We start from the raw sequence: 25,965 nt of genomic DNA, 5'->3' as shown, positions 1-25,965 counted from the left end.
GCACTAGGCCATCCCGGTGCACTGCGCCGGGATGTCGCAACCAGGTGTCGAGGTCGAACGTCCGAGCTCTGTGGAACCCGTTTCCAGGCCCGTTCTGCGCGGCGCGGGTGGCCGCGTCGGGCGAGGAAGATCAAATCGATTCCAAACGGGCTAATTCCACAGCTGGTCGATCAGCTACGTTTCGTGTGATCGACACGTTGGGACAAGTTCGGGGGCGAGGGTGCCGGTCGTCAAGCCGTGGGACAACAACGGTCCGCTCACCACTGCGGAGCAGCGGTTCGAGGATTTGCTCCGGCAGGGCAGAGCGGATCGCGCGCCCCAGGACGCCGCTCCGCCGCTGGACGTGCATGCCCCGTGGCACCTCCAGGACCAGGAGATCCGCGGCGAATACCTCGCCCGCCGCCTGGCCGAGTCCTTGGAAGAGCCCGGCTGGCGGCCCTTCGCCCGGCGCAGCGGCGGCCAGCAGCAGGTGATCGCGATCGAGGACGCCGTGATCACCGGCCACCTGGACCTGCGCGCCACCGACCTGCCGTACCTGCTGGAGTTCGTCCGCTGCCGGTTCGAGCAGGCCCCCGACCTGCGGCAGGCCAACATCGCCGGCCTGGTGCTCTGGCACTGCCGGTTCCCCGGCATCGACGCCCGCAACCTCAACACCAGCAACGACACCGTGCTGCGCAACTGCACGAGCGTCGGCGGCATCGTCGACCTCGCCGACGCCCAGCTCGGCGGTTCCCTGCTGCTCAACGACAGCGAGCTGCGCAACCCCGGCGGCCGCGCCGTCTACGGTGACCGCCTGACGGTCAACGGCGCGCTGCTCGGGTTGCGGCTGCGGACGTCCGGCGAGATCCGCATCCCCGGCGCGAAGGTCGGCGGCAACCTGAACTTCTCCGGCGGGTCGCTGCGCAACCGGGGCTACTACGCGCTGAACGCGAACGGGATCCAGATCGGCGGCAGCCTGCGCTGCGACGTCGACCCGCTCACCCGCCAGCCGTTCACCGTCGCCGGGATCCTGTTCCTGCCCAGCGCGCACATCGCCGGCGACCTGCGGTTGCGCGACGCGGTGCTGGAGCCGGGCGTCGCTCCCCCGCGCCGAGGCGAGTCCCAGTACGACGACCCGACCAGCACGCTGGTCGTCGACCGCGGCGACATCCGCGGTGACGTGCAGATCGACCAGGGCTTCCGCAGCGGCGGCACGATCCGGATGGTGAGCGCGAAGGTCGGCGGCGACCTGCGGATGTCCGGCGCGCACATCGACCTGAGCTGGTCGCGCTCGGCGAAGGCCTCGGTCGAGCAGCCGCTGCGCGCGGTGCACATCGACGGCACCGAGATCCTCGGCAACCTGGAGGCGTCGCGGGTCGACCTGCACGGCCAGGTGCGGATGATCGACGTCCGGGTGCACGGCAGCTTCCAGCTGAACCGGGCGAAGCTGCACGGCCCGCGCATCGATGTGCTGCAGGCCAGCCGGATCGTGGTCGGCAGCAACATGGACTGCCGGGACTCCGACGTCGTCGGCTCGATCCAACTGCAGGGCGCCCAGATCGGCGCCAACGTCGACCTGCGCTCGGCGCACCTGACCAAGCCCGCGTGGCACCGCCACCGGATGGCCTACAAGTCCTCTGTGGACTTGCGCGCGGCCAACATCGCGCGAGACCTGGTGTGCGCGGCGGGCAGCAGGCCGTTCGTCGCCGAAGGCGAGGTGCAGTTGCGGCGGGCCGAGATCGGGCGGCAGGCGAACTTCCACGGCTGCCGCCTCGGCGACGGCTCGAGCCGCAACGCGATCAACGCCTTCGGCTTGGTAGTGCAGGAGCTCACGCTGCTTCCGGAGATCGCGCCGCAGGGCCGGATCATGCTGCGGCAGGCGCAGTGCGAACTGCTCGCGGACAACTCGCAGCTGTGGGCGGCATCCGGCGGCGTCGACGTCGAGGACTTCGCGTACGACAACTTCACCACCACCATCGAGCCGACCGACCGGGCCGCGGTCCGGGAGCGGCTCGACTGGCTGCGCGCCAACTCCGGCGGCCGCTACCAGCCTGGGCCGTACGACCAGCTGGCGCGGGTGTTTCGCGGCAACGGCAACGAGGAACACGCGGCGGAGGTGCTGATCGAGAAGCAGAAGCGCCGCTACCAGGCGATCACGGCGGCGACCCGCCCGGCGTTCCGGTTACCGGTGCGGTTGTGGAGCGCGCTGCAGCTGATCACGGTCAGCTACGGCTACCGCCCGCTGCGCGCCCTGATCTGGTTGGTGTTGCTGACCGCGGCGGGCACCACCTGGTTCGAGTCCCACAAGCTGGAGCCGATCAACGAGGAGGACCACCCGGTGTGGAGCCCCCTCCTGTACACAGTGGACCAGCTGGTGCCGATCATCAACCTCGGCCACGACGTGATGTGGCAGGCCCACGGCAATTCGCAGTGGATCACGGTGGTCCTGATCGCCTCGGGCTGGATCCTCGCGACCACGGTCGCCGCGGGCATCACCAGAGCCCTCCACCGAGAACTCTAGGGAAATATCGATCAAAACTCGTTTTTCGTGGCGGTGCGGGTAGCGGAACCTCAGAAGCCGTCTCGGCTCCGGGATCCCGGACTTGTGCATGACGCGGCGTCCGGACTGTCCTCGCAGTCGTGGCGCGGCTGCGGATCGGCCAGGATGAAAAACGCTCAAAGGAATACGGGCCTTCGACTTCCATTGAAATTGCGGCGGAGCACGTCGCGTCGCTCGACGATCGGGTGAATTCTCGCGCCGTTGGGATCTTGTCGTGCTAGATCAAGCTGGCCAACGCCCAGCTCATGCAGGAGGCCCACGTGGGATCTCATCTCGGTCGTCTCGCCCAACTAGGTTCTGCCCTCGCCGTGGCGGGGGCGCTGCTTGCGCCCACCGCGCACGCGGCCGACGAGTTCGAATACGTGGCCGTGGGCGATTCGGCGGCCGCCGGGCCGCTCACTCCGAACCCCGACCCGAACCTGCTCTGCTTCCGCTCCAGGGAAAACTACCCGCGGGTGGCGGCCAGGCTGATCGGCGCGAAGCTTACCGACGTCTCCTGCTCGGGCGCGAAGATCGAGGACTTCTCCGGCAGGCAGCACGGCATCATGGCCCCGCAGTACGACGCGCTCAACGACCGGACCGACCTGGTGACCGTCACCATCGGCGGCAACGACGTCGGCCTGGTGCAAGCGGCGGTTTCCTGCATGAACCTGCTGCCGGAACCGGTCGGCTCGTCGTGCGCGGACGAGTTCACCGCGGGCGGCCGGGACGAACTGGCGGAGCGGATCGCGGCGCTCGAACCGCGCTTCGACGAGGCGCTCGCGCAGATCAGCCGCCGGGCCCCGAAAGCCGAGATCGTGGTCGTCGGCTACGGCACCTACCTCCGGCCGGGCGGCTGCTACCCGAAGGAACCGATGTGGGCGCGCGACGCGGACTACATTCAGTCCAGTGTGGACAAACTGAGCGCCATGCTCGGTTCGCGGGCGGCGGCGCACGGCGCGGAATTCGTCGACCTCGGCCCGGTCAGCGTGGGCCACGACGTCTGCGCCGCCCCGGCGGACAAGTACTACGAGGGCGTCATCCCGACCTCTGTGGCGGCCCCGCTGCACCCGAACGCAAAGGGCATGCTCGCCTTCGGCCGAGCCGTCGCGGAAGCCGTACAGCACACCCGGTCCTGACACGACCCAGAAGGCCCCGCAGCCTTGGGTTGCAATGATCCCTGGAATCCGCCACCAGCTGCGGGGGCCTTCTGTTGTTACGCGATCGAGCTCGTGCGGATGTGCCCGGGGAAGAACGCCTGCGCCACCGCTTCACCCAGCTCGCGGGGGTCGGGCCCGCCGAGGTGGCGGCGGAAGCGGTCCAGGTACAGCCAGAGCCGGCACCCCCGGTCGTTGCGGCCGCGCGCGGTCGCCAGCGCGAGCGCGTGCTGGATGTTGTTTTCTTCGGCCCGGAACCAGCTCCGCGCCGCCTGCGCCGTTGGCAGGTCGGGCAGCTCGGCGAGCGGGTGCGCGGCGTGCTGCCCGGGCCGCCGCGCCGAACCTTCGACCGCGCGCAAGCCGCTTTCGGCGGCGTGCAGGTAGTAGTCGAGCAGCCGGGTGATCGCGGCCTCTCGGTCGGCTGCGGGCTCCGCCGCGGCGAGGGCCGCCGCGTGCAGCCGGACCAGGGCGTGCCGCCCGTACCGGCCGGGGCCGGTCACGTGCAGCAGGTTGACCGCCACCAGGCTCTCCAGCCGGGCCTGGTTGTCCCGGAGCGTGGTGCCCGCGAGCGCGGCGGCCGCGAAGTAGTCGACCTCGGCGCCAGGGTGCTCGCCCAGCAGCCGGAACAGCCGCGCCGACGCGGCGTCGAGCAGTCGGTAGCTGGTGGTCAGGGCGGTGCGGATACTCCCGCCGGAATCCGGCAGCGAAAGCCTGGTCAGCCGGTAGCGCTCGTCGGAGTAGCTGTCGACCACCGAGCGGATCGTGAAGTGCGGATGGCTGGAGCCGCGGGTGGCGACGATCCGCAGCGCCAGCGGGAGCCGGTCGCACAGCTCCGCCAGCTCGGCAGCGGCGGTGGGTTCGGCGGCGACCCGCTCGGCGCCGAGCAGCAGCCGCAGAACGGCGACCGCCGCCTCCCGGTCCAGCACCGGCAGCGACAGCCGGACCGCTCCTTCGGTGGCCACCAGGTCGTCCAAGCGGCTCCGGCTGGACACCAGCACCACGCAACCCGAGTTGCCCGGCAGCAGCGGGCGGATCTGCGCGGCCGAACGCGCGTTGTCGAGGACCACCAGCAGCCGACGGTCCGCCAGCACCGAGCGGTATAGCGCGGCGCGTTCGTCGAGGTCGTCGGGGATCCGCGCGGCAGGCACCCCGAGCGCGCGGAGGAAACCGCTGAGCGCCTGCTCCGGCGCCACCGGATCCGCATCGTCGAACCCGCGGAGGTCGACGAACAGGCAGCCGTCCTCGAAGTCCGCGGCCACCTGGTGCGCCCAGCGCAGCGCGAGCGCGGTCTTGCCGACGCCCGCAGGACCGGTGAGGATCCGGATCGGGCCGTCGTCGTCCAGCGCCGCGTCCAGCTGCGCGAGTTCGGTGCCGCGGCCCACGAAACCCCGGTTCTCCCTTGGTAATTGCGAGGGAACGCGAGCCTGCGGCCGTTCGTCGTCGGCGCCGAGCACGGTGCGGAATGCCTCCTGCAGGCCGACTCCGGGGTCGACGCCGAGCTCGTCGGCGAGGCGGATCCGCGTGTCGCGGAAGACGTCGAGCGCCTCGGCCTGTCGACCGGCCTGATGCAGGCTCAGCGCCAGCAGCTCCACCAGGGGCTCGCGCAGCGGCCGCATCGCGACGGCTTCCCGGAGTTGGTCGATCGCCTCGGCGGCGCGACCGAGCCGGTTCAGCCGCCGGGCCAGCTCGTGCACCGCAGTGACCACCGACTCGTCCAGCCGGTCCGAGGCGTCGCGGCGCAGGCCCTCTGCCTCGACGTCGGCTAGGGGCGGGCCGCGGCGCAGGGCCAGCGCGGCGCGCAGCAGGTCGACGGCCTCGTCGTCGGACGCGTCCCTGGCGTCCGTGATCAGGTCCTCGAACCGCGTCACGTCGAGCAGTGCGCGGGGCGCGAGCAGCAGGTAGCCGGGGAAACGGGTAACAAGTTTCACGCCGTCGCCGAGGTCTTTGCGCAGCTGGGCGATGTGGCCTTGCAGCGAGGCTCTGGCCGTGGGCGGTGGATCGCCGTTCCAGGCGATGTCCATCAGCCGGTCGACGGAGACGACGCGGTTGAGCTCGATTGCCAGTGCGGCAAGGATATTGCGCCGTTTGGCGGCACCGATGGCCGCCGTCCTCCCGTCCGCCCGCAGCAATTCAACCGGGCCCAGCAAGCGAATCTGCAGTTGTGGTCGGGTTCTCGGAGAAGACATCTGTTCCCCGATCGAGTCGTTCGCCGGCGAGTGCACCGGCCAACGCGCGCGTTGGTCTGGCGTTGGTCCGGCATTGGCGGTTTGTGCGATCATAGCCAGGTGATGTCTTGTCTGGGGGATTCATGAGCGAAGACGTCGAAGAACCGGCAAAGCTTGCGCTCGCTCGGTCCGTCTCCGGCGTCAGGCACTTGCGCCGGGCGGTGAAAGCGCAAGGTTTGCGCCTGGATCCAGTGGCGGGTGCGGAGATCCTCGCTGCACTGGAGGATCAGTTGTCCGCAGTGGACGACTGGTTGGCCAAGTCCGCTTCGCTCAACCAGCACGCGCCGTTGGGGCAGAACCCGGTCGGCGAGGCCATGTCGGCGAAGTTCGCGACCCGTGCCGACGGCCACGAGAACTCCTTCAACGCAGTGCTCACGAGATACCGCGAGGTCCTGGAGGCTGCCCGCGACGCCATCGTCGACGCGATGCGCGTGTACCGGGAGATCGAGGAGAACGCGTCGGACTCCTTCCGGAAGCTCGTTTGATGGGACCGGGTTTCGGCCGGGCGCACCGATCCGTAGTCGAGGGGGAAAGATCGGACATGACTCAGGAGACCACTGGGCCGGACGCCGACTTCGCGTTGACCGAGACGCAGAACTGGGCCTCGCGCAGCCACCGCGAGCTCTACGAGGCGGTGCACGCCGGCAACGATCCCGGTCGCGTCGGCCAGCTGGCCGATGAATGGAACCGGCTGAGCCGCGATCTGGCCGAATCCGCTACGCGCATGGGCGAGCGGCTGCGAGCCACCGAAGCGGGCTGGCAGGGCGAGGCCGCCGACGCGGCGCGGTCGGCGATCCAGCAGCTGGCCGACTGGAACCACGACGCGGGCACGACGGCAGGTGCGCTGGGGGAGCGGATCGCGGTGCAGGGGCGGATCATGGAAACGGCCAGGGCCGAGATGCCCGAGCCGGTCGGGGGCGGCGAGACGCTCAACGCGGTGGCGCTCGTGAGCTACACCACCGGCAACTTGGAGGCCTTCAAGAAGGCCTGCGTCGATTTGAAGGCCCACCGCGACCGATCCGACTCCGCTCACCAGCAGGCGGTCCAGGTTATGACCTGGATGGAGGACCAGTCCCGCAACATCGACGGCGACACCCCGAAGTTCACTCCCCCGCCGAACCCAATGGGGAACGACGAGCCGGTGCACCGGACGCGGCAGCTCCTGGGCGAGCGCGCCAAGCTGAAGCCCTGGAACGTGGACAGGGCTCCGGAAGCGCCGGACTCGACCCTCCCGAACTCGGCGCCAGGCGACGTTCTGGCAACCCAGCGCCTGACCGCTGCGGTGCCGGTCGAGCCTCTGCCGGGCGACGTCTCGGCAACCCAGCCCCTGACCGCGAAGGTGCCGCTCGACCCGACGCCGTTCCATGCGCCGAACCCCAGCAGTACCGGGCCGATGGATGCGCCGGCGCCGTCCTTCCCGGCCCCGGCGCCGGGCGGCCCCACATCATTTGATGGCCCGACGCAGTCGTTTCGGCCGCCGGCCATTCCGCCCCCCGGGGACTACCAGCCCAAGACCACGACCCCCCAGGGCATTAACGGGCCCTACCCGCCGGGCAACCTGCCGCCGATCGGCGACGATCGGCGGCACCAGCCACGGCCGTTCCAGGGACCGGACGGCCCCTACCCGACCGGACCGCGCGTGAACCCCGGACCCGGCGATCCGCGCGGCGGGTGGCGCGGGCCGATCCCGCCGATCCCCCGCCCCGGCGGTGGGGGCGGGCCCGCGCTGCCCAGCACGGGTTCCGGCTCGGGCGGCTCGGGCGGTTCGGGCTTTCGCGGTGGACCGGGCGGCATGCCGGGTGCGGGCGGCGGTTCCGGTGTGGGCCCGGGCGGATCGTCGGGCGTCGGCTCCGGCGGCGGGTCGGGCACCGGCCGCGGTCCCGACGGCGGGTTCGGCGGTCGCGGAGCATCAGGCATGCCCGGTCAGTCCGGCATGGCGGGCGCCGGGATGGGGCCGATGGGCGGCAAGCGCGGCCAGAACGAAGACCAGGAGAAGGAACGCACCAGCAAGTACGTCGAGGGCGGCCCGGTAGTCGAGGTGCCTGGCGCCGACCTGCCGCCGCCGGTGATCGGCGAGGGCAAGCGGAAGAAGCAGCAGGACCAGCGATGACCGCGACAACAGCGCCGGACTTCGTGCTATCCGCCGCCGAATTCGACCTCGTCCACGGCGCGCTCGGGCTGGGCCGCGTCCCGTTCCCGCTGGAGGTGCCGAGCCTCGGCGCGACGATGGAGGAGCGCGCCGAGCTCGCCGCCGATGCGTTCCGGTCGCTGTCCGGCCGCGGGTACGCGACGGGCGACCAGCTCGACCCGCGGCTGGCGGATTTGCTGCTGTTGCTCGACGAGCACGACACCTCGGTCGACGTGGTGGGCCACCTCGGGGGTCCGGTGCAGGCCCTGGCCGCCGTCGCCGGGCGCACCGGCGTGCTCGCGCAGCTGGTGGCCGACGAGCTGCACCTGACGGAGATCCGCCCGACCTCGTTGGCGATGTCGGCCGTGAGCGTGCTGCCGCCCGCCGAACCCGGACCGTTGCGGTCGCTGTCCCTGCGCCAGGAGCAGCTGACCAGCGCGCTCGAAGAGGACGAGGACGACCCGTTCGGCGGGGACTACGACGACGAGACAGCGCTGGCCAGGGCCGGTCTGTCCGCGCAGGACGCCGCGACGCTGGCCGAGCTGGCGAACACCCGTTGCGCCGGTGGGCAGTTCGGCGTCACGCACCGCTCGGCGCGGGCGTCGACGCTGGTCACCTGGTTCGACACGCCCCAGGGCCGTTACCTGATGGTCAGCCAGGATTCCTGGCTCAGCATCAGCCCGGCCGACAACCGGCGCGTCGAGCGCCGACTGGCCGAAGTCCTGTCCAAGCTGGACTGAAGTACCGAGGGGAAGCGCCATGACGTTCGAGGTCGTCACCGAGGAGCTGACCGCGCACGCCAGCCACCTGGATGGCTTGACCGATCGAATGGACACCGCGATCTCGGCTGCCGAGGCCGTGAGCATGTCCGACGAAGCGTACGGACTCCTGTGCTCGTTCCTACCGCCCATCATCAACCCGATGGAGCAGGAGGGCATGGACGCGTTGAAGGCCGCGAAGGAAGGCATCAGCGTCACGGCGGACAACGTGCGCCAGACGTCCAAGGCGTACCAGGAAATCGACGAGGCGGGTGCGGATAACTTCTCGCAGTTCGACGAGGCCGTCCGGGTGAAGGAATCGGCAGTCGCGCTGCGCGAGCCGGTTGGTGAGACCACGGGGTTCAGCCGCGCGTCGTCGCCTGTGGAGGCAACGGCGGCCTATCGCCCGATGGAGCATGGTGAGCCGGCGTCGTACACCCCGGCGGAGCGGGGTGAGCCGGCGTCGTACGCGGCGTCGTACACCCCGGCGGAGCAGGGTGAGCCGGCGTCGTATCGCCAGGCGGAGCAGGTCGAGCCGTTCGCGACATACCGTAGGTCGTTCGAATCCGGTTGAGCCCGTGCAGCGTCAGGCAGCGGCGGAACCCATGGGGTTAAGCCGTGGTGAGGTGCCTTCGGCGCCGTTCCAGGGCAGCAGGCAGATCGCGGAGTAGAAGCTTTTTGGAGGTTGTGCGATGCCGGGCGAGAGCCGGGGTGGGTTCGCTGCGATCGGGGCCGACCCCGACGATGCCGAGCAGCGGATCCAGGAGTGGGCGCAGGGTTTTGCCGACAAGGCCCGGCGCTACCAGGAAATGCAGGCGGAGACCGAGCAGTTGCGGCTGACCGCGGCCAGCCCGGACGGCCGCATCAAGGTGACGGTTCGCGCCGACGGCAGCGTCACGGACCTGGAGTTCACCGACAAGGTCCGCACGATGGCGCCGTCCGAGCTCGCCGCGCAAATCCTGTCCACGATGCACCGTGCGCAGTCCGACATCGCGAGCCGGGTCGGCGAGACGATGTCCGCGCATCTCGGGGACGAGGACCCGCAGACGCGCTCGATGATGTTGGACAACCTGCGCGAGCGGTTCCCCGAGCAGCCCGAGGATCAGGAGCCAGAGCAGCCGGAAACCCCGTCGAAGTGGCAACTTCCGGCCGACGAGGAAACCCCGAAGCCGCCGCCCGCGCCCCCGGCTGCCGGGCCGACGCCGCCTGCGGCACCGCCGAAGCGGCCCCGCTTCGAAGACGAGGACGACTTCGGCCCCGACTTCGACCCGCTGCGGGACTGACGCCACCTGACCTTGCCCGTTCTTCCAACCCCGGAGTGATGCAGTGACGAATCCGTTGGTCGCTGAGCGACAGGACTCGACGCAGGCGTTCAGCGGTGTGCCGATCCTGGAGTCGGTGAACGACACGAAGCAGGCCATCGAAAGCGGTGACTGGGCTTCCGGTGTGCTTGGCGTGGCGGGCACAGCGATGGACGCGGTCAGCATGGCGATGGACCCCTTCGGCTCGATCCTCGCCGCCGGGGTCGGCTGGCTCATGGAGCACATCGGCCCGTTGTCCGACGCGCTTGACGCCCTGACCGGCGACGCCGACGAGATCAAGGCCCACTCGGAAACCTGGCAGAACATCGCCACCGAACTGGGCGAGATCAACACGGAGATGGCCAACCTGGTCAACAGCGACACCGCCGGTTGGACCGGCGAGGCCGCGGATGCTTACCGGGCGCGCAGCGAGGACACGGCGAAGCTCATCGAGGCCGCCCAGAAAGCGGCCGAAGGGGCCTCGGGCGGGATCAGCACCGCGGGCGAGGTCGTCGCGACGGTTCGAACCCTCGTCCGCGACATCATCGCCGAACTCGTCGGCCGCCTGATCTCCTGGGCGCTGCAGGTCCTCGCCACGCTGGGCATCGCGATGGCCTGGGTAGTGCCGCAGGTGGTCGCGGCCGTGGCGAAGACCGTTGCCAAGATTGCCGATATCACCACCAAGCTGATCAAGGCGATGAAGGCGCTGTCGCCGTTGCTGAAGAAGCTCGGCACTTCCTTCGGCGACGCCAAGAAGGCCCTGAACAAGATCAAGTCCAATGACGGGAAGGCCGAAGGCCCGAATAGCCCGGCCCCGACCAAGCCGTCGTCCGCCGACGGTCAGAGGCCGAGGTCGTCCCCGGACAACGGTCCGGCCTCGACCAAGCCGTCGTCCGACGACGGTTCGACGTCGAAGCCCACGCCCGAGGGCGGTCCGGCGCAGACCAAGCCATCCGGCGCCGGACCGGGCAGCAGCGCGCCCGGTACGCCGACGAAGCCGAGCGATCCCGATGGCGGCAGCTCTCCGACGACGCCGTCGAACAGCAAACCGAACGGCTCCGGCAACAAGCCGGGCAATCCCAGGGACCGTTCGATTCCGGGGGAGGACATCTGTACGGGCGGCTCCGAACCGGTCGACCTGGCCACCGGTCACGTGGTGATGACCGAGATCGACCTGGAAATCCAAGGCCCGCTGAGCCTGGTGCTGAAGAGGATGTACATCTCGTCGTACCGCGCGGGGCGGTGGTTCGGTCCGTCGTGGACCTCGACGCTGGACCAGCGGTTGGAGGTCGACTCGGAGAACGTCTGCTACTTCTCCCCGGACGGCATGATCCTGGTCTACCCACTGCCGCCAGCGGATTGCGAGATGCTGCCTATCGAAGGACCGCGGTGGCCGTTGAGCGTGCGGGACGGCGGCGGTTACAGCCTGGAGAAGCCGCAGCAGGAGGAGATCCTTCACTTCGGTCCGCTGGGCGAGCGCGACCGGGTCCTGCCGTTGCTGGCGGTCGAGGACGCCGGCGGTCGGCGGATCGACATGGCATTCCGACGGGTACCGGGTGGAGATCGACAGCGCCCGGGAACGGGTCACGGCCGTTCGCGTGGTCGACCGCGAAAACGATCTCAACGTGCTGGTGATGCGGTACGGCTATGACGACCGGGGACGCCTGAGCGAGGTGGTCAACTCCTCGGGCAAGGCGCTGTTGTTCCAGTACGACAGCGCGGGCAGGCTGACGGAGTGGCAGGACCGCAACGGGTTCTGGTTCCGCTACATCTACGACGAGCACGGCCGCTGCGTCCGGACGGTGGGCGACAAGGGCTTCTTCGACTCCACCTTCGCTTACGATGGGTCGATCACCCGGTACACCGATTCCCTGGGCGGTATCAAAGAGTTCGAGTTCAACGACGCGAAGCAGCTCGTGCGGGAGTCCGATGCGCTCGGCAACACCACGCTGTCGACGTGGGATCGCTACGACCGGTTGCTCTACCGGACCGATCCGCTGGGCCGAACCACGTACTACCAGTACGACAGCCTGGGCAAGCCGAGGTGGATCGCGCGCCCGGACGGAAGCACCGTCCGGCTGAACCTCGCCGACGACGGCACCGTCGAGTCGATCGAGGTGAAGGGTGATGAACGCGCCTGGACCCGTGCCTACGACGACGAGGCGTTGGACCCGTTGTGCGGAAAGGTGGGCGTAGCACCGCAACTCAGCGTCGAAAGCATCCGTTCTGGACGTGCCGAGACCACCGAACCGGAACTCAACGAGCCCGGCCCCCGGCTGCTGGACCTGTTCGGACGCCCCCGGGAGACGACGACGCCGGCTGGCGGGCGGATCCAGCTCGGCTGGACCGTGGAAGGCCGTCGTTCCTGGCGCGTCGACTCGCTGGGCAACAGGGTGCAATGGGGCTACGACCCCGAGGGCAACCAGATCGCGCAGACCGACGAGATGGGCCGAGTGACCGCCACCGAGTACGGCCCGTTCGAGGTCGAGCTGGCCAGCGTCGACCAGACCGGGGCACGCACCACGCGAACCTACGACACCGAGCGGAGGCTGACCTCCGTCACGAATCCGCAGGGCCAGACCTGGCGCTACGTCTACGACCTCGCGGGCAGGGTGATCGAGGAACACGATTTCGACGGCCGGGTGCTGCGCTACGTCTACGACCTGGCGGGACAGCTCGTCCGCTCGGTCAACGGTGTGGGCGAGGAGACCGAATACGTCTACGACGCGCTCGGCAACCTGATCGAGTGGCGGGCTCCGTCGGGCGTCACCAAGTACGCCTTTTCACCCGTCGGCCACCTGATCCGGGCGACCAACGACGACGCCGTCCTCGAGTTCGAGCGGGACGACCAGGGGCGGATCACCGCGGAGACCATCAACGGCCGGTCGGTCACGTTCGATTACGACAGCCAGCATGGCGTGATCCGGCGGCAGACGCCGTCCGGGGTGACCAGTTCCTGGAACTACGACGCCGCGGGTCGGCCGACCGGCCTGTCCTTCGCCGGGCATTCGCTGAACTTCGGCTACGACGCCGCCGGTCAGCAGATCAACCGTTCGGTCGACGGCGCGGTGACTCTGGTGCAGTCGTACGACGGCGAGCAGCGGCTCACCTCGCAGGTGGTTGCGGGACGCTCGGGCCAGCACGTGCTGCGGCGACGGTTCCGCTACCGACCCGACGGCAAGCTGATCGGTACCGACGACGGGCTCTCCGGGAGCATTCGCTACCAGATCGACCCGTCCGGCCGGGTGGTCGAAGTCATCGCACCGGACCGGCAGGAGAGCTACCGGTACGACGGTTCGGGCAACGTCGTCGCGTCGAACGGCCTCAACGATGCTGAGACCGGTCCACGGCGCTATGCGGGCAACAGCCTGATCGCCGCCGGGGCGGTCGCCTTCCAGCATGACGCGCAGGGGAGGCTGGTCGTCCGCGCCGACAACGCTGGCCGGAATTGGCGCTATGCGTGGGATTCCTACGACCGGCTGATCGCTGTGACGACCCCGGAGGGTGTCGTCTGGCGGTACCGGTACGACCCGGTCGGCCGGCGGATCGCCAAGCAGCAACTCACTCCCGACATGTCCGCGGTGGCCGAGCAGACCGACTTCACCTGGGACGGCGGGACGCTGATCGAGCAGGTGCACACCGATGCCAACGGCCGCCGCACGGTGACGACCTGGGCGCATCATCCCGACGATGACGCACCCGTCGCCCAGCTCGAGCGCGGCGCGGATGCGCCGGAGCGGTTCCACTCGGTCATCACCGACCCGGTGGGGACGACGACCGATCTGGTCGATCCCAGCGGAATGCTCACCTGGCACGGCCGAAACAGCCTGTGGGGCAGGGCACTGCCCGCGCAGCCGACCGCAGCCAGCACGCCGCTGCGGTTCCCCGGCCAGTACGCCGACCTCGAAACCGGTCTGAACTACAACGTCTACCGCTACTACAACCCGGCCACCGGTCGTTACCTCAGCCAGGACCCGCTGGGACTCGCCCCGGCACCGAACCCCGTCGCCTACGTCAGCAACCCGCACAGCGCCAAGGACCCGCTGGGGCTGATGCCGAAGCCTAAGAAGGGCGGCGGGAAGAACACGCAGGGCCAGCAGGGGCAGGAGGCCACTGCGGGGTCGAAGGACAAGACCGGGCGCAAGCATGGGGCACCGAACACGCCGGAGACCGGGAACAACGGGCAAGGCCCTTCGAACCAGGGCGGCAGCAACACGGACCAGCCGGAGACCAGGGCGCTCAAGCAGAAGCCCGTGGGGACGTACGAGGTAGACGGCAAGAAGTACAACGTCGACGTCGAAGCCCACCAGAACAAGCACCAGACCACGAACATCACCGGGATGGACAACACGAACGTCAAGTCCGCGGGTGCCAACAAGTTCCCGGAGAACATCGGCGATCAGGCGCACAGGGATTACTTCGGCAAGAACGCCGCGGAGATCGCGGACCTCAAACGCCAGGAGAAGTTGGAGGCATACAAGGACGGGGGCACCGCCGACGCTCGCTTCGAGGCGAAGCGGGAGCGGGATCAGGCCTGGCACGACCTCCGGTCGGGCGAGAAGGACTACGCCGAGTACAAGGCTGCGAACGACCGCTACCAGGAAGCCGTGAAGAAGGACGACGCGGCGTACAAGAATCTTGAGAAAATCAGCCACGATGGCTTCAGGCGCCCGGACGGATCGATCTACGAGGGCGCCAATCCGGCGCAGAGCGTCGATGGTGTCCGCTACCAGGTGTCGGGCGACTTCACCGGCGGTTCCAACGACGTGAGCTACCACTGCTACCCGGGCACCAAAAAGCAGTCGGTTTGGGACGACCAGTACGGCGACATGTTCAAGAATTTCTAGTCGTCCGCCGCTGAGCCCGGGGGCCGATCAGGAGCCGAGGAGCGTGGCCAGCCGGGGCGAGTAGACGTGGTCCAACACCAGCGAGGCCGCGCCGACCGCTCCGGCGTCTTCGCCGATCAGCGCAGTCTCCACCCGCACCGGGCGCACCTCCGGCGCCCACACCTGCGCGTCGACGACCTTCGCCACCCGCGTCCGCACCAGTTCCGCCACATGCCGCAGCGCGGGTCCGCCGAGTACCACGCGGTCGACGTCCAACACGCTCACCACCGACGCCAACGCCTGGCCCAACCGGGTCGCCGCCACGCGCAGCACCCGACCGGCCGTGGCATCGCCCTCCGCCGCGAGGCGGCACAGCCGCTCGTACGCCGCCGCGGCCGGTTCCCCGTCGGGCTCCGCCCGGCTCGCAGCCCGCCAGTCGGCGACGATCGCGCGCATCGAGCAGTACGCCTCCAGGCATCCTCTTCTGCCGCAATGGCATTCGCGTCCGCCGCCGCTGTGCACGTGGCCGATCTCGCCGGCGTTGTTGCTGATCCCGCGATGCACCTGATCGTCCAGCACCACGCCGATGCCCACCCCGGAACCCAGGTAGACGTACACGAACGACCCAGCGCGGTCCCCCCGCCCCGCCCACCGTTCGCCGATCGCCGCCGCCGTCGCGTCGTTGTCCATCACCACCGGCTGCCCGGCGCGCTCCTCGACGATGTCGGCGAGCGGAACCTCCGCCCAGCCAGCCAGGTTCGGCGGCGCTAGCACCCGGCGGTTCGCCGCGTCCAGCGGGCCGGGCACCGCGAGCCCGACGCCGAGCACCCGGCCGTCGGCGATGCCGGAACGCCGCACCAGCTGGTGGAAGGTGCGGGCCAGCGCGGCCCCGACCGCCGCGGGCGAGGCGTCGGCGGGGACGCGGCGGCTGCTGCGCATCCGCACCCCGCCGGCCATGTCCAGCAGGACCCCGGTGATCCGTTCCGGATCGAGGTGCAGGCCCACCGCCGAGTACGCGTCCGGCACCACCTTCAGCAGCACTCGGCGCTTGCCGCCGGTGGACGGCGCATGCCCGTTCTCGGTGACCAGCCCGTCGTCGATCAGCGCACGCACGATGTTGGACATCGTTTGCGCGGTCAGCCCGGTGCGCTGCGCGAGTTCGACGCGGCTGACTTCACCTTGTTGGCGGATCGCGTCGAGCACCACCGCGCGATTGAATCCGCCCACCCGCGGAAGATTCGTGCCCTGCCAGGACGCTTTCGCCATCGGCGCTCCTCACCCGGGGACGGCAAGATCGTTGACTTGTTCCATCGAATGGAATTATCTTGCCCAGAGTGTGATCCGGATCTCAGGTCGGGCGCAACCACTGCTGGCGGGAGGACCGCGATGCGCCGAAGAAAAGCGATGTCCGTGCTCATCACCACAACGCTGGCGGTCACATTGGCCGCGTGCGGCGGCAGCGCCGCGGACGATCCGAACACGATCAGCGTCGCCTACCACCGGTACGGCAACACGCTGCAGGTCGACCAGTGGATGCAGCGGGTCAAGCAGCAGTACGAGCAGGCGCACCCGGGCAAGACGGTCAAGCTGGACCCGGTGGTCGCGCCGGAGGGCGAGTACCTGTCGAAACTCCAGCTGCGGATGCGTTCGCCGTCCACCGCACCGGACGTGCTCTACGAGGACAGCTTCAACGTGAACTCCGACGTCGCGGCCGGTTACCTGGCGCCGCTGGACGATCGCCTCGCGCAGTGGCCGGACTGGGGCCAGTACATCGACACCACCAAGCAGGCCGGGAAGGCCGAGGGCAAGACCTACGGCGTTCCGCTGGACACCGACACCCGCGGCCTCTGGTACAACCGCGAGCTGTTCGCCGAGGTCGGCCTGCCCGCCGAGTGGCGGCCGCGGACCTGGGACGACATCCTCGACGCCGCCCGGCAGGCCAAGCAGCGCCGTCCGGACGCCATCGCGCTGGACCTCGCGCTGGGCAAGGCCGAGGGCGAGTCGGTCAGCATGCAGACCGTCGAAATGCTGTTGTACGGCACCGGTACCGGCACTCTCTACGACGAACAGCAGCAGAAGTGGATCGCGCCCAGCAAGGGCTTCGTCGATGCGCTGGGCTTCCTGTCCACCGCGCTGTCGGAGGACCTGACGCAGAGCAAGGCGCAGATCGCCGATGCGCAGTACGACAAGGTGTTCCGCGACGACCTGACCCGCGAGGGCAGGGTCGCGATCCGGTTGGACGGCAGCTTCGCCTCCGGCAACTGGGTGGATTCCGGTTGGCAGGACTGGAACCGGACGATGGCGGCGACGCCGATGCCCACCCAGCACGGGCAGGCACCGGGCACGGTCACCCTCTCCGGCGGTTGGACGCTGGCGATCAGCTCGTCCAGCAGGAAGCAGGACGACGCGTTCGAGTTCATCAAGCAGGCGATGGCCAAGGACAACGTCGTGGAGTACGCGGCGGCCAGCGGCAACCTCCCGGCCCGCGCGGACGCCGCCGCCGACCCGCGGGTGATCGACGCGAACCCGCTCAACCCGTTCTGGATCGGTCTGCTGGGCACCACGCACTACCGGCCCGCGCTGCCGGAGTACCCGAAGGTGTCCGAGCAGATCCAGCAGTCGGTGCTCGACATGATGGCGGGCAAGCCGCCGGCCGAGGTCGCCGACCAGTGGGCGCAACAGGTTTCGCGCATCGTGCAGCCGGCGAACACCCGGGCAGGATGATGGTGGCGCGGGTCGGGCGGTGGCTGGTGCCGATGGCGCCCGCGCTGCTGCTGCTCGGCTTGTTCGTCGCCGGGCCGATTCTGTGGAGCGGTTACGTCTCGTTCACCAACGCGGCCCTGACCGGTGCGGCGGCCACCGCGCCCGAGTTCGTCGGGCTGGAGAACTACCGGCGGCTGTTCACCGACCCGGGCTGTGGCATTCGGCGTGGCTGACCGTGGTTTTCACGGTCGGCTCGGCGGTCATCGGACAGAACTGCCTGGGCATGCTGATCGCCGTGCTGACCCAGCACCGCAGGCGCTGGCTGCGCAGCGCGATCGGCATCGTCGTGGTGTCGGCGTGGGTGCTGCCGGAGCTCGTCGCCGCGTTCGCCGTCTACGCGTTCCTGAACACCGATGGCACGCTGAACAACCTGCTGGCCGGGCTGGGGCTCGACCCGCAGGACTGGCTCTACAGCGCGCCGATGGTGGCGGTGATCCTGGGTAACGTCTGGCGCGGCACCGCGTTCTCGATGCTGGTCTACCAGGCGTCGCTGTCCGAGGTGCCCACCGATCTGGTGGAGGCCGCCGACGTCGACGGCGCCGGGGTCTTCCGCCGGTTCTGGCACGTCACGCTGCCGATCATCCGGCGTTCGGTGCTGACCAACCTGATGCTGATCACGTTGCAGACGATTGGGCTGTTCACGCTGATCTACGTGCTGACCGCCGGTGGTCCGGGCGCGGAGACGCAGACGTTGCCGCTGCTGATGTACGACTCGGCGTTCGAGTTCGACGAGATCGGTTACGGCGCCGCGATCTCCCTGGTGCTGCTGCTGATTGGCGGCCTGTTCGCGGTGGTGTACGCGAAGAGCCTGCGGGAGGAGGTCTGATGGCTTCGGTGACCTCAGCTCGGCGGCGTTCGGTGTCCACTGTGGTCAACCTGGTCCTCGCGGTCATCGCCTTGGTGTTCCTGGCTCCGCTGCTCTGGCTGGTCACGGCCGCGTTCGACGTGGACGCGCCGCTGGCGGCACGACTGCCGACCGAGTTCACCCTGGACAACTTCGGCCAGGTGCTGAGCTGGGAGGTCAGCGGTCGTCCACTGTGGAACGGTCTGCTGCTGAGCGGCGGCGCGGCGCTGATTGCGGTGGTCGCCGCGGTGCTGTGCGCGTATCCGCTGTCGCGCTACCAGCTCCGGTTCCGGCGGCCGTTCCTGTACGTCGTGTTGTTCGCGTCCGGGCTGCCGATGACCGCGGTGATGGTGCCGGTGTACAGCATGTTCGTGCAGCTGGAGCTGATCGACTCGATGTTCGGCACCGCCCTGTTCCTGGCCGCCACCTCGTTGCCGATCGCGATCTGGATGACCAAGAACTTCATGGACGGCGTTCCGATCAGCCTCGAAGAGGCGGCGTGGGTGGACGGCGCGTCGGCGATGCAGGCGCTGCGCTCGGTCGTGCTGCCGCTGATCATGCCGGGCATGGCGGTGGTCGCGATCTTCACGTTCATCACGGCGTGGGGCAACTTCTTCGTGCCGTTCGTCCTGCTGCTGGACCCGGCCGCGCAGCCCGCATCGGTGGGCGTGTTCACCTTCTTCGGCCAGGGCGGCCTGATCGCCTACGGCCAGCTGGCGGCGTACTCGATCCTCTACACGGCACCAGTGATCGTCCTGTACCTGGTCGTCGCCCGAACCCTCGGCGGCGCCTTCAGCCTCGCCGGAGCCATCAAGCACTGAGGGATCCGGCGGTGATCTGCTGCATGACCGCGCCCAGGTGGTCGGCGAGCAGCCGGACCACGAAGTCCTTCGAACGCCGCTGGCGCGATGACGTCCTGCCCTCGCTGGCCGCGCACGGAGCCAACTACCACCTCGGAACCGGTCCGCGGCAAATCCAGTCCACTGTGGATCAGTTGCGCGCGGACCTCAAGGCGAATCCGCTGCCGACGCCCGACGGGCCACCTGTCGACCACAACGCGCTGGACGCCCCTTGCTGGATGCGCTAGAGCGACTGGCGGGCACGCTCGGCTGATATCCCGGATGGCGCGGCACTGCCCGGAAAGCTCGCGGGCGGTGAGTGGATCTGATCCGCTCGCCGCCCGCGGGCCTTTGGAGACGCCTTGCAGTCATCGCAGTTGTGGCCTCCTCCGGATCGGAACCGTGTCCCGGTGAATACGGTCGATCTCACCGGCTTCCGACTGCTCGTCGACTTCGTGGTCCTCCCTGCGCAGCGAAACGAACACCGCAGCGACCGCGATCAGGGACAACGCCAACATGGCCAGATCAGCCATGACACACCCCCTCGTATCGGCGCGCCGTTTTCGGCGGTAATCACTGGGACGCAGACAGTGTCCGCCGGGTTGCTGATCGTTTGGAATCCCTGGATCTGCTCCCTCGAGCTGCGTAGATCCACCGGGGGCGAAAATGAAAACGGCGTTTCCCCGAAAGAGCTTCAGCTCTCTTGGGGAAACGCCGCACGAATGCGCACAGGTTGGCGGAGCTCCGCGCCGGACGGGTGGACGCGAAGCTTCCCACGTCGCTTCGGTAAGTCCACCCGTCCGGGGGTCGCTCGGTCAGTGACCGAGACGCTGTTTCAAGGCCACCAGCTCATCGCGCATCGAGCTCGGCAACGAGTCGCCGACGGTGTCGAACCACTCCTCGATGAGCGGCAGTTCGGCCTTCCACTCCTCGACGTCAACCTTCAGCGCCTCGTCGACGTCGGCCTTAGGCGTGTCCAGCCCGCCCAGGTCCAGCTCGTCGGCCGTCGGCACCCGCCCGATGGCGGTGTCGGCGGCGGCCGCGTTGCCCTCCAGCCGGTCCACGATCCACTTGAGCACGCGGGAGTTCTCCCCGAAGCCCGGCCACAGGAAGCGCTTGTCCTCACCGCGGCGGAACCAGTTCACGTAGAAGATCCGCGGCAGCTTGGCGGCGTCGGCGGACTTGCCGACGTTCACCCAGTGCTGGAAGTAGTCGCCGACGTTGTAGCCGATGAACGGCAGCATCGCCATCGGGTCGCGCCGCACGTCGCCGACCTTGCCGGCCGCCGCGGCGGTCTTCTCCGACGAGAGCGTGGCGCCCATGAACACGCCGTGCTGCCAGTCGAACGCCTCGTTCACCAGCGGAACGGTCGTCTTGCGGCGACCGCCGAAGAGAATCGCCGAGATCGGCACGCCCTTCGGGTCGTCCCACTCCGGCGCCAGGATCGGGCACTGCGACATCGGCGTGCAGTACCGCGAATTCGGGTGCGCGGCGTTCTCCCCGTTGTCCGGGGTCCAGTCGCGGCCCTTCCAGTCGGTGAGGTGCTGCGGCTCGCCCTCCATGTCCTCCCACCAGACGTCGGCGTCGTCGGTGAGGGCCACGTTGGTGAACAGCGAGTTGCCCTGCTCGATGGTGCGCATCGCGTTCGGGTTGGTATTCCAGTTGGTGCCCGGCGCGACGCCGAAGAACCCGGCCTCCGGGTTCACCGCGTAGAGCCGGCCGTCCTCGCCGAATCGCATCCACGCGATGTCGTCACCGAGGGTCTCGACCCGCCAGCCCGGGATGGTGGGCTGCAGCATCGCGAGGTTGGTCTTGCCGCAGGCCGACGGGAACGCGGCCGCGACGTAGTAGACCTTCTCCTCCGGCGAGATCAGCTTCAGGATCAGCATGTGCTCGGCCAGCCAGCCCTCGTCGCGGGCCATCGCCGAGGCGATCCGCAGCGAGTAACACTTCTTGCCCAGCAGCGCGTTGCCGCCGTAGCCGGAGCCGAAGCTCCAGATCATCCGCTCCTCGGGGAAGTGGGTGATGTACTTGATGTCGTTGCACGGCCACGGCACGTCCTGCTGCCCCGGCTCCAGCGGCGCGCCCACCGAGTGCAGCGCGGGTACGAAGTCGCCCGCGGCGCCCAGCCGCTCCAGGACCTTCGCGCCCATCCGGGTCATGATGTGCATCGACACCACGACGTACTCGGAGTCGGTGATCTCGACGCCCAGTTTCGGCGGCTCGGCGTCCAGCGGCCCCATGCAGAACGGGATCACGTACATCGTGCGACCACGCATGCAGCCCCGGTAGAGCTCCGTCATGGTCGCCTTCATCTCGTTGGGGTCCATCCAGTTGTTGGTGACCCCGGCGTCCTTCTCCTCGGCGGAACAGATGTAGGTCCGCTCCTCGACACGCGCCACGTCCGAGGGGTCCGAAGCCGCGTAGAACGAGTTCGGCTTCTTCGCCAGGCGGGTGAAGGTGCCGGCCTCGACGAGGCGGTCGGTCATCCGCTGCCATTCCTGCTGCGAACCGTCGCACCACACCACCTGGTCGGGGGTGGTCAGCTCGGCGACTTCGCGCACCCACGACAACAGGCGCTCGTGCGTGGTCGGTGCCTGGTCGAGACCTGGGATGGTCAATGCGGTCATCGCGTCGTGTCTCCTGACTGGGCGCCACAGCCCGGATTTGCCGACGGGGTCGTCGGCCTTTGCAGGGAAAGCTTCGCCCGCCCCGAAGACCGGGCGAAGTGAAAAAGGGATGCACCGAGGCTAACGGCGGAATGGCCGCTGAATGGAGATCAGCGTTGTTCGTTCTCTCACAAGAACGATAAGGGAATCGATTCAGAAGCGATCTTGGAGGTGGTCTGGACGAAAATCTCGCCGCCTGGGGATCGCTGCGTCCCAGAATTTCCGGCGAACCGGACGGTTGTGCGAACGTCGGGTTACGCGCGGGCGTCGTCCGAATGGCGGTTGTTCGGTGCTGCGGGCGAAGAAAACCCGCCCGACGGCCTGGAGCAGGCGCATCGGGCGGGGAAAGGATTTGCGGTCTAGAGGTCAGACCCAGGCGTCGTCGGAGTCGGCCTTGCCGGCCGCGCCCCCGCCGCGATGGCCTTGCTGCTCGCCGTGCGCCCCGGTGTCGACGGTGGCCGCGTGCGGCTGGGCGGTGTCGTCGAAGGTCCAGGCCGCGTCGTCGGTCGCGCCGATCGCGGGGTTCGGGGCGTACTGCCCGTCATCGCTCATCCTGCCCTGCTCGACCACGGTCCACTGGCCGTCACCGGTGTGGTGCGAGATCGTCACGTCGCCGGTCTGGCTGATCTCCACCACCTGGTCGGCCGATCCGTCGCCGTCGACGTCGGTGACCAGCATGGTGCCGCCGGTTTGGGTCTCCACGACCGCGGTGTCGGCGATCCCGTCCTGGTTGGTGTCCTCGGTGGCCGGGCCGACCTGCATGTCGCCCTGCGGTGTGTCGATGACCATCGACCGGCCGTGGTCCTGGTCATGCGGGTCGGCGCCGCCGGGGTGCTGTTGCGGGGCCTCGCCGGTCCAGTGGCCGGTGCCGGCGTCGAAGCGGGCCTGCTCGACCACCACGCCGTCGGCGTTGATCGTCTGCATCACGTCGGCCTGGCCGTCGCCGTCGTCGTCGATGTAGGCGACGAAGCCGTCGTCGGTCATCACCGCGACCGTCTCGTCGATGCCATCGCCATCGAAGTCGTAGTTGGCCTCGGCGGTGTACTCATCGCCCTCGACGGTGACCTTGATGTCGCCGTCTCCCGCGCCTTGCTCCTCGATGTACACGTCCGCAACCTCTCAGCCGCCGATCACCTGCAACGCCTAGGACGCAGGGTAGAGGCCGAGGGTTCCCGAGATGAAGGACCTGGCTTTTTCCACATCGCGATCGCAAAACCCCCTGAGGGCGTTGGATCGGCGCAGCGCAGCGCCCGTGAGCGGTTTCGGGCCCTATTGCACCCAACCCGGCTCAAGGTATCTGACCAGGCAAAATTGTCCGTCATGTCCACGACCTCGGCGGCGATTTTCGGGTACGCCGTAGACCCGCCAGGTATACGGCGTAGACAACGAGCCGGGAACCAGTCGCCCGTATGCGTGCAAGGCGTGGTGGCACCCGGGCCGATGGGCACGTCGGCGACGACCGCGGTGAACGGGTCCGGGACGCCGGTCGGCGTTTCCGCGAGGACCCGGCCCCAACCGTCCGAGACCATCAGCGTGATCTGGCGGCCGCCCCACGCCACGGCCCGCCCGTTACCCCGCGCAGCAGCGCGGTCCTGCTGCGCTGCCAGCCGTTGGCGTCTTCGCCGGACGCCGGGATCGCGAGCAGGTCGAGCATCATGGCATGGCCGTGGTGCCGCGGAAGTCCTGCGTGCCCGTCACCAGTGAGACGTTCCGCAACGACGAGTGGGCGTGCATGTAACCAAGTTCACGGGAGAGGTCGCCGGCATTGTTGGTCCCGATGTTGGTCGTGATGTTCAAAGTGGACAGAACGCCCACCGCGCGGCCCGTGGCATCCAGGACGGCACTGCCGGAATCGCCAGGGATGCCCGGCGTGGAGGTGCGGATGGTGTGACTCCAACCGCCGCCGCTGTCGCCCAGGGACGTGCCCTGCTTGGCGTTCAGCTCGCTGGCTTCGGCCCGCAGCTTCGAATTGCCGTAGGTCACGACCACGTCGCCCTGCTGCAGTCCCGAGGTGTTCAGGCCGTTGGGGCCACCCCAGACCGGCATGCTCGGGTTGACCTTCCCGACGTCCGCCGGATCGAGTTCGACCAGCGCGAGGTCGTTGTAGGCGCAGGAGTTGGCGTCCTTCTCCTTGATCCGCTGCATGGTTACCCACGAGCTGTAGGCGAGCACCCCGGGCTTGCTCGCCCCGCTGACCTGGACGTGGGTGCCGATGGGCAGCGACTCCGAGGTGCAGCCGTTGGTCTGGGTGGCATCGCCCTTCGCGGCGCAGTGCGCGGCCTGCCCGATGTACACCTTCGACCCGCCCTGGAACACGAAGTTGGCGGTGCACTGAGCGGAGTTGGTCACGGTCTGCACCCCGGGATGCACGGCCGCGCTGGATGCCGCGGCCCAGGAATGTCCTGCCGCGGCAGCCCCGGCTGCAGGTCCGGCAACCGCCAGCACGGCGACGCCGACCAACGAGATCGCCAGCCCGAAACGAGTCCTCATGAGCACGGCCTCCTCCCGGTGCCGCGGAAGGCCCGAACGCCGCGAATCCCGGCATCAACGCGCCCTGACCGCTACCTGATACCACACCCCGCGACCTGCGGCGATGCCGATCAGGACCAGCCGAGGCCCCAGGAAGAACAGCCGCCCCAGCGGTCTCGCTGCACACCGGGCACCCGGGTGGTGTTCAGCCGGCGGCGCGGATCTCGGCGATCCGGTTTTCCAGCGCCGCGCCGAGTTCTGCTGCGCCTAGATGATTGATTCCGTGAAGATCATGTGAAGTGGGGCCGCGATGCGGACATGGGAGGAGGGCGTCCAAGATCATTCGCCTGGACCAAGACCGCAGACGAGATCCTCAACTCCCTGCACAAATATATCTCACGCATTTCCGGCGCAGGACACTAGTGGGGCGAGGACGAGTTCCGTGCCGACGCCTGGGCGGTGTTGTTGGGTCAGGCCGTAGCGGCCGTCGGGTTCGACGGCGTCGAACCACTTCAGCACTTGGGAGCGGTGCGTGCGGCCCAACTGGTCGCGGAGGTTCGCGGTGAACTGGCCGTCGCGGAAATGGCTTTCCTCGGTCATCGCGCGCAGCGTCGTGGCCGCCGGGGCGGCTCGCTTCGGACCGGCGGACTGCATCATGTCGACGTTTTCGAAGCTTTCGTCGGCGTTGTCGCGCGGTGCGAGATCGGCGACCGGAACCGCCAAGCGCGGGCGTTTCCCGGGCGGAGACGGCGGCATGCCCTGGACCGCCGCGGCGCCGACCGAGGTCCGCGGATGCACGGAGATCCGCAGGTCACCCCCATGCAGTTCGGATTCGCCCGGGTCCTGGACGAGTAGCACCGCGCCTTCCTCGGTGGCTATTGCCAGCAGCCGGGTCGGGGATTCGTTGATGTCGTCGGGCATCCAGAGCCCTTCGATCCACAGGCCTGGCTTGGCGAGTTGGGCGAGCACCCGAGCGAAGCGCGGGGCGAGTCCGTCACCGGCGAGCAGGCCGACGGTTTGCAGCTCGGGCAGCGCCCGCTGGCGTAGCACAGCGCGCTCTTCGAGCGTCGCGCCGTGCGAGCGCACCGCGATGGGGAACGGGTATTCGTCGAATCTCCCGATTTCCCAGCACAAGTCGAACCACAGCGGTGGCAGCAACCATCGCTCGGACACCGTTACCCCCGGGTTGGTGTTATTCGCCGAAGACGGGCGGCGCCGTCCTCGGCATGTCGTCGAGCCAGATGTCGTCTTGTTCTTCGAGCCAGCTCGGCCGCTCGTGTTCCTGGTCTTCGCTGCCTTTGCCGCGCTGACCGGAACCAGCGCCCATGCCGCCACCAGCCGCGCCGCGAGCACCCGCCGCACTGGCGCCACCGGAGCCAGCGCCCGCGCCAGCAACGAGTCCGCCGACACCGGCCCGGCCGCCCGCGCCAAGGCCGGGACCGCCGACACCGGCCCGGCCGCCCGCCCC

General features: G+C 68.9%; 22 protein-coding genes. 15 read left to right on the top strand and 7 right to left on the bottom strand.

What is annotated here, in order from left to right:
• Positions 1-220: 220 nt before the first annotated feature.
• A complete protein-coding gene (locus SSPN_RS0131890) occupies positions 221-2,500 on the top strand; it encodes a translocation/assembly module TamB domain-containing protein (protein WP_010313037.1) in 2,280 nt (759 codons plus the stop codon).
• A 299-nt stretch (positions 2,501-2,799) separates the two neighbouring features.
• Positions 2,800-3,657: an SGNH/GDSL hydrolase family protein gene (locus tag SSPN_RS0131885; protein WP_237710861.1), complete on the top strand. Its 858-nt coding sequence runs from the start codon at positions 2,800-2,802 to the stop codon at positions 3,655-3,657.
• Between the two features lie 77 nt (positions 3,658-3,734).
• Here the strand turns inward: SSPN_RS0131885 and SSPN_RS0131880 are convergent, their stop codons facing one another.
• Positions 3,735-5,822, bottom strand: coding sequence for an AfsR/SARP family transcriptional regulator (locus SSPN_RS0131880; RefSeq protein ID WP_237710860.1), 2,088 nt, complete (start codon positions 5,820-5,822; stop codon positions 3,735-3,737).
• 161 nt (positions 5,823-5,983) lie between these two features.
• On the opposite strand from SSPN_RS0131880, the gene SSPN_RS46860 reads away from it, so the two are divergent.
• The 7 genes from SSPN_RS46860 to SSPN_RS49505 all read left to right on the top strand — a co-directional run bounded on the left by SSPN_RS46860 (position 5,984) and on the right by SSPN_RS49505 (position 14,934).
• Positions 5,984-6,385, top strand: coding sequence for a hypothetical protein (locus SSPN_RS46860; protein WP_010313030.1), 402 nt, complete (start codon positions 5,984-5,986; stop codon positions 6,383-6,385).
• Positions 6,386-6,441: 56 nt separating this feature from the next.
• Positions 6,442-8,010: a WXG100 family type VII secretion target gene (locus SSPN_RS0131870; RefSeq protein WP_010313027.1), complete on the top strand. Its 1,569-nt coding sequence runs from the start codon at positions 6,442-6,444 to the stop codon at positions 8,008-8,010.
• On the top strand, positions 8,007-8,768 hold the full coding sequence (locus tag SSPN_RS0131865; protein WP_010313025.1) for an ESX secretion-associated protein EspG: 762 nt from the start codon (positions 8,007-8,009) through the stop codon (positions 8,766-8,768). Before SSPN_RS0131870 ends, SSPN_RS0131865 begins: the two co-directional genes overlap by 4 nt.
• A 19-nt stretch (positions 8,769-8,787) precedes the next feature.
• Positions 8,788-9,360, top strand: coding sequence for a type VII secretion target (locus SSPN_RS58785; protein ID WP_010313023.1), 573 nt, complete (start codon positions 8,788-8,790; stop codon positions 9,358-9,360).
• 118 nt (positions 9,361-9,478) lie between these two features.
• The gene (locus SSPN_RS0131855) at positions 9,479-10,069 is read left to right on the top strand and encodes a YbaB/EbfC family nucleoid-associated protein (RefSeq protein ID WP_010313021.1); all 591 of its coding nucleotides are present in this window, start codon (positions 9,479-9,481) and stop codon (positions 10,067-10,069) included.
• A 43-nt stretch (positions 10,070-10,112) separates the two neighbouring features.
• Entirely contained in the window at positions 10,113-11,738 is a 1,626-nt protein-coding gene (locus SSPN_RS60695; RefSeq protein ID WP_049887698.1) for a DUF6531 domain-containing protein, read from the top strand.
• Positions 11,644-14,934 carry an RHS repeat-associated core domain-containing protein gene (locus SSPN_RS49505; RefSeq protein ID WP_049887697.1) on the top strand — a complete coding sequence of 1,097 codons (3,291 nt, stop codon included), beginning with the start codon at positions 11,644-11,646 and terminating at the stop codon, positions 14,932-14,934. Before SSPN_RS60695 ends, SSPN_RS49505 begins: the two co-directional genes overlap by 95 nt.
• Before the next feature lie 27 nt (positions 14,935-14,961).
• Here the strand turns inward: SSPN_RS49505 and SSPN_RS0131845 are convergent, their stop codons facing one another.
• On the bottom strand, positions 14,962-16,179 hold the full coding sequence (locus tag SSPN_RS0131845; protein ID WP_010313019.1) for an ROK family transcriptional regulator: 1,218 nt from the start codon (positions 16,177-16,179) through the stop codon (positions 14,962-14,964).
• Positions 16,180-16,299: 120 nt separating this feature from the next.
• Here SSPN_RS0131845 and SSPN_RS0131840 point away from each other — a divergent pair, with 120 nt between their 5' ends.
• The 5 genes from SSPN_RS0131840 to SSPN_RS0131825 are packed head-to-tail and all read left to right on the top strand — an operon-like array spanning position 16,300 to position 19,607.
• On the top strand, positions 16,300-17,637 hold the full coding sequence (locus tag SSPN_RS0131840) for an extracellular solute-binding protein (protein ID WP_237710859.1): 1,338 nt from the start codon (positions 16,300-16,302) through the stop codon (positions 17,635-17,637).
• Positions 17,634-17,849 carry a hypothetical protein gene (locus SSPN_RS60690; protein WP_237710858.1) on the top strand — a complete coding sequence of 72 codons (216 nt, stop codon included), beginning with the start codon at positions 17,634-17,636 and terminating at the stop codon, positions 17,847-17,849. The genes SSPN_RS0131840 and SSPN_RS60690 overlap by 4 nt, the downstream gene beginning before the upstream one ends.
• A 2-nt stretch (positions 17,850-17,851) precedes the next feature.
• Positions 17,852-18,502: a carbohydrate ABC transporter permease gene (locus tag SSPN_RS46845; RefSeq protein ID WP_237710857.1), complete on the top strand. Its 651-nt coding sequence runs from the start codon at positions 17,852-17,854 to the stop codon at positions 18,500-18,502.
• On the top strand, positions 18,502-19,341 hold the full coding sequence (locus tag SSPN_RS0131830) for a carbohydrate ABC transporter permease (RefSeq protein ID WP_010313009.1): 840 nt from the start codon (positions 18,502-18,504) through the stop codon (positions 19,339-19,341). Before SSPN_RS46845 ends, SSPN_RS0131830 begins: the two co-directional genes overlap by 1 nt.
• 23 nt (positions 19,342-19,364) lie before the next feature.
• Entirely contained in the window at positions 19,365-19,607 is a 243-nt protein-coding gene (locus SSPN_RS0131825) for a hypothetical protein (protein ID WP_010313008.1), read from the top strand.
• Positions 19,608-19,727: 120 nt separating this feature from the next.
• Here the strand turns inward: SSPN_RS0131825 and SSPN_RS57930 are convergent, their stop codons facing one another.
• From SSPN_RS57930 to SSPN_RS0131795, 5 genes are all read right to left on the bottom strand, one after another.
• Positions 19,728-19,892: a hypothetical protein gene (locus SSPN_RS57930; protein ID WP_010313007.1), complete on the bottom strand. Its 165-nt coding sequence runs from the start codon at positions 19,890-19,892 to the stop codon at positions 19,728-19,730.
• Positions 19,893-20,174: 282 nt separating this feature from the next.
• Entirely contained in the window at positions 20,175-21,989 is a 1,815-nt protein-coding gene (locus tag SSPN_RS0131815) for a phosphoenolpyruvate carboxykinase (GTP) (protein WP_010313006.1), read from the bottom strand.
• Positions 21,990-22,394: 405 nt separating this feature from the next.
• Positions 22,395-23,135, bottom strand: a complete 741-nt coding sequence (locus SSPN_RS0131810; RefSeq protein ID WP_010313005.1) for a DUF6802 family protein — start codon at positions 23,133-23,135, stop codon at positions 22,395-22,397.
• A gap of 546 nt (positions 23,136-23,681) precedes the next feature.
• Positions 23,682-24,518 carry a trypsin-like peptidase domain-containing protein gene (locus SSPN_RS0131800; RefSeq protein WP_010313003.1) on the bottom strand — a complete coding sequence of 279 codons (837 nt, stop codon included), beginning with the start codon at positions 24,516-24,518 and terminating at the stop codon, positions 23,682-23,684.
• A gap of 375 nt (positions 24,519-24,893) precedes the next feature.
• The gene (locus tag SSPN_RS0131795) at positions 24,894-25,670 is read right to left on the bottom strand and encodes an ESX secretion-associated protein EspG (protein WP_010313002.1); all 777 of its coding nucleotides are present in this window, start codon (positions 25,668-25,670) and stop codon (positions 24,894-24,896) included.
• A 76-nt stretch (positions 25,671-25,746) separates the two neighbouring features.
• Between SSPN_RS0131795 and SSPN_RS60685 the strand changes: the two genes are divergently transcribed.
• A partial coding sequence (locus SSPN_RS60685; protein WP_010313001.1) for a hypothetical protein occupies positions 25,747-25,965 on the top strand: 219 nt, incomplete at its 3' end.

It is taken from the genome of Saccharopolyspora spinosa NRRL 18395 (assembly GCF_000194155.1).
Classification (GTDB): Bacteria; Actinomycetota; Actinomycetes; order Mycobacteriales; family Pseudonocardiaceae; genus Saccharopolyspora; species Saccharopolyspora spinosa.
Note: the sequence above shows the minus strand (reverse complement) of the source record. Positions and strands in the feature narration are given on the sequence as shown.

What these genes read in the sequence shown, in the direction of transcription:
- SSPN_RS0131865 (WP_010313025.1), top strand. Translation starts at nt 8,007, where the DNA reads ATGACCGCGACAACAGCGCCGGACTTCGTGCTATCCGCCGCCGAATTC.
- SSPN_RS0131845 (WP_010313019.1), bottom strand. Translation starts at nt 16,179, where the DNA reads ATGGCGAAAGCGTCCTGGCAGGGCACGAATCTTCCGCGGGTGGGCGGA.
- SSPN_RS46860 (WP_010313030.1), top strand. Translation starts at nt 5,984, where the DNA reads ATGAGCGAAGACGTCGAAGAACCGGCAAAGCTTGCGCTCGCTCGGTCC.
- SSPN_RS57930 (WP_010313007.1), bottom strand. Translation starts at nt 19,892, where the DNA reads ATGGCTGATCTGGCCATGTTGGCGTTGTCCCTGATCGCGGTCGCTGCG.
- SSPN_RS58785 (WP_010313023.1), top strand. Translation starts at nt 8,788, where the DNA reads ATGACGTTCGAGGTCGTCACCGAGGAGCTGACCGCGCACGCCAGCCAC.
- SSPN_RS0131840 (WP_237710859.1), top strand. Translation starts at nt 16,300, where the DNA reads ATGCGCCGAAGAAAAGCGATGTCCGTGCTCATCACCACAACGCTGGCG.
- SSPN_RS0131855 (WP_010313021.1), top strand. Translation starts at nt 9,479, where the DNA reads ATGCCGGGCGAGAGCCGGGGTGGGTTCGCTGCGATCGGGGCCGACCCC.
- SSPN_RS0131830 (WP_010313009.1), top strand. Translation starts at nt 18,502, where the DNA reads ATGGCTTCGGTGACCTCAGCTCGGCGGCGTTCGGTGTCCACTGTGGTC.
- SSPN_RS0131800 (WP_010313003.1), bottom strand. Translation starts at nt 24,518, where the DNA reads ATGAGGACTCGTTTCGGGCTGGCGATCTCGTTGGTCGGCGTCGCCGTG.
- SSPN_RS0131870 (WP_010313027.1), top strand. Translation starts at nt 6,442, where the DNA reads ATGACTCAGGAGACCACTGGGCCGGACGCCGACTTCGCGTTGACCGAG.
- SSPN_RS60690 (WP_237710858.1), top strand. Translation starts at nt 17,634, where the DNA reads ATGATGGTGGCGCGGGTCGGGCGGTGGCTGGTGCCGATGGCGCCCGCG.
- SSPN_RS0131815 (WP_010313006.1), bottom strand. Translation starts at nt 21,989, where the DNA reads ATGACCGCATTGACCATCCCAGGTCTCGACCAGGCACCGACCACGCAC.
- SSPN_RS0131825 (WP_010313008.1), top strand. Translation starts at nt 19,365, where the DNA reads ATGACCGCGCCCAGGTGGTCGGCGAGCAGCCGGACCACGAAGTCCTTC.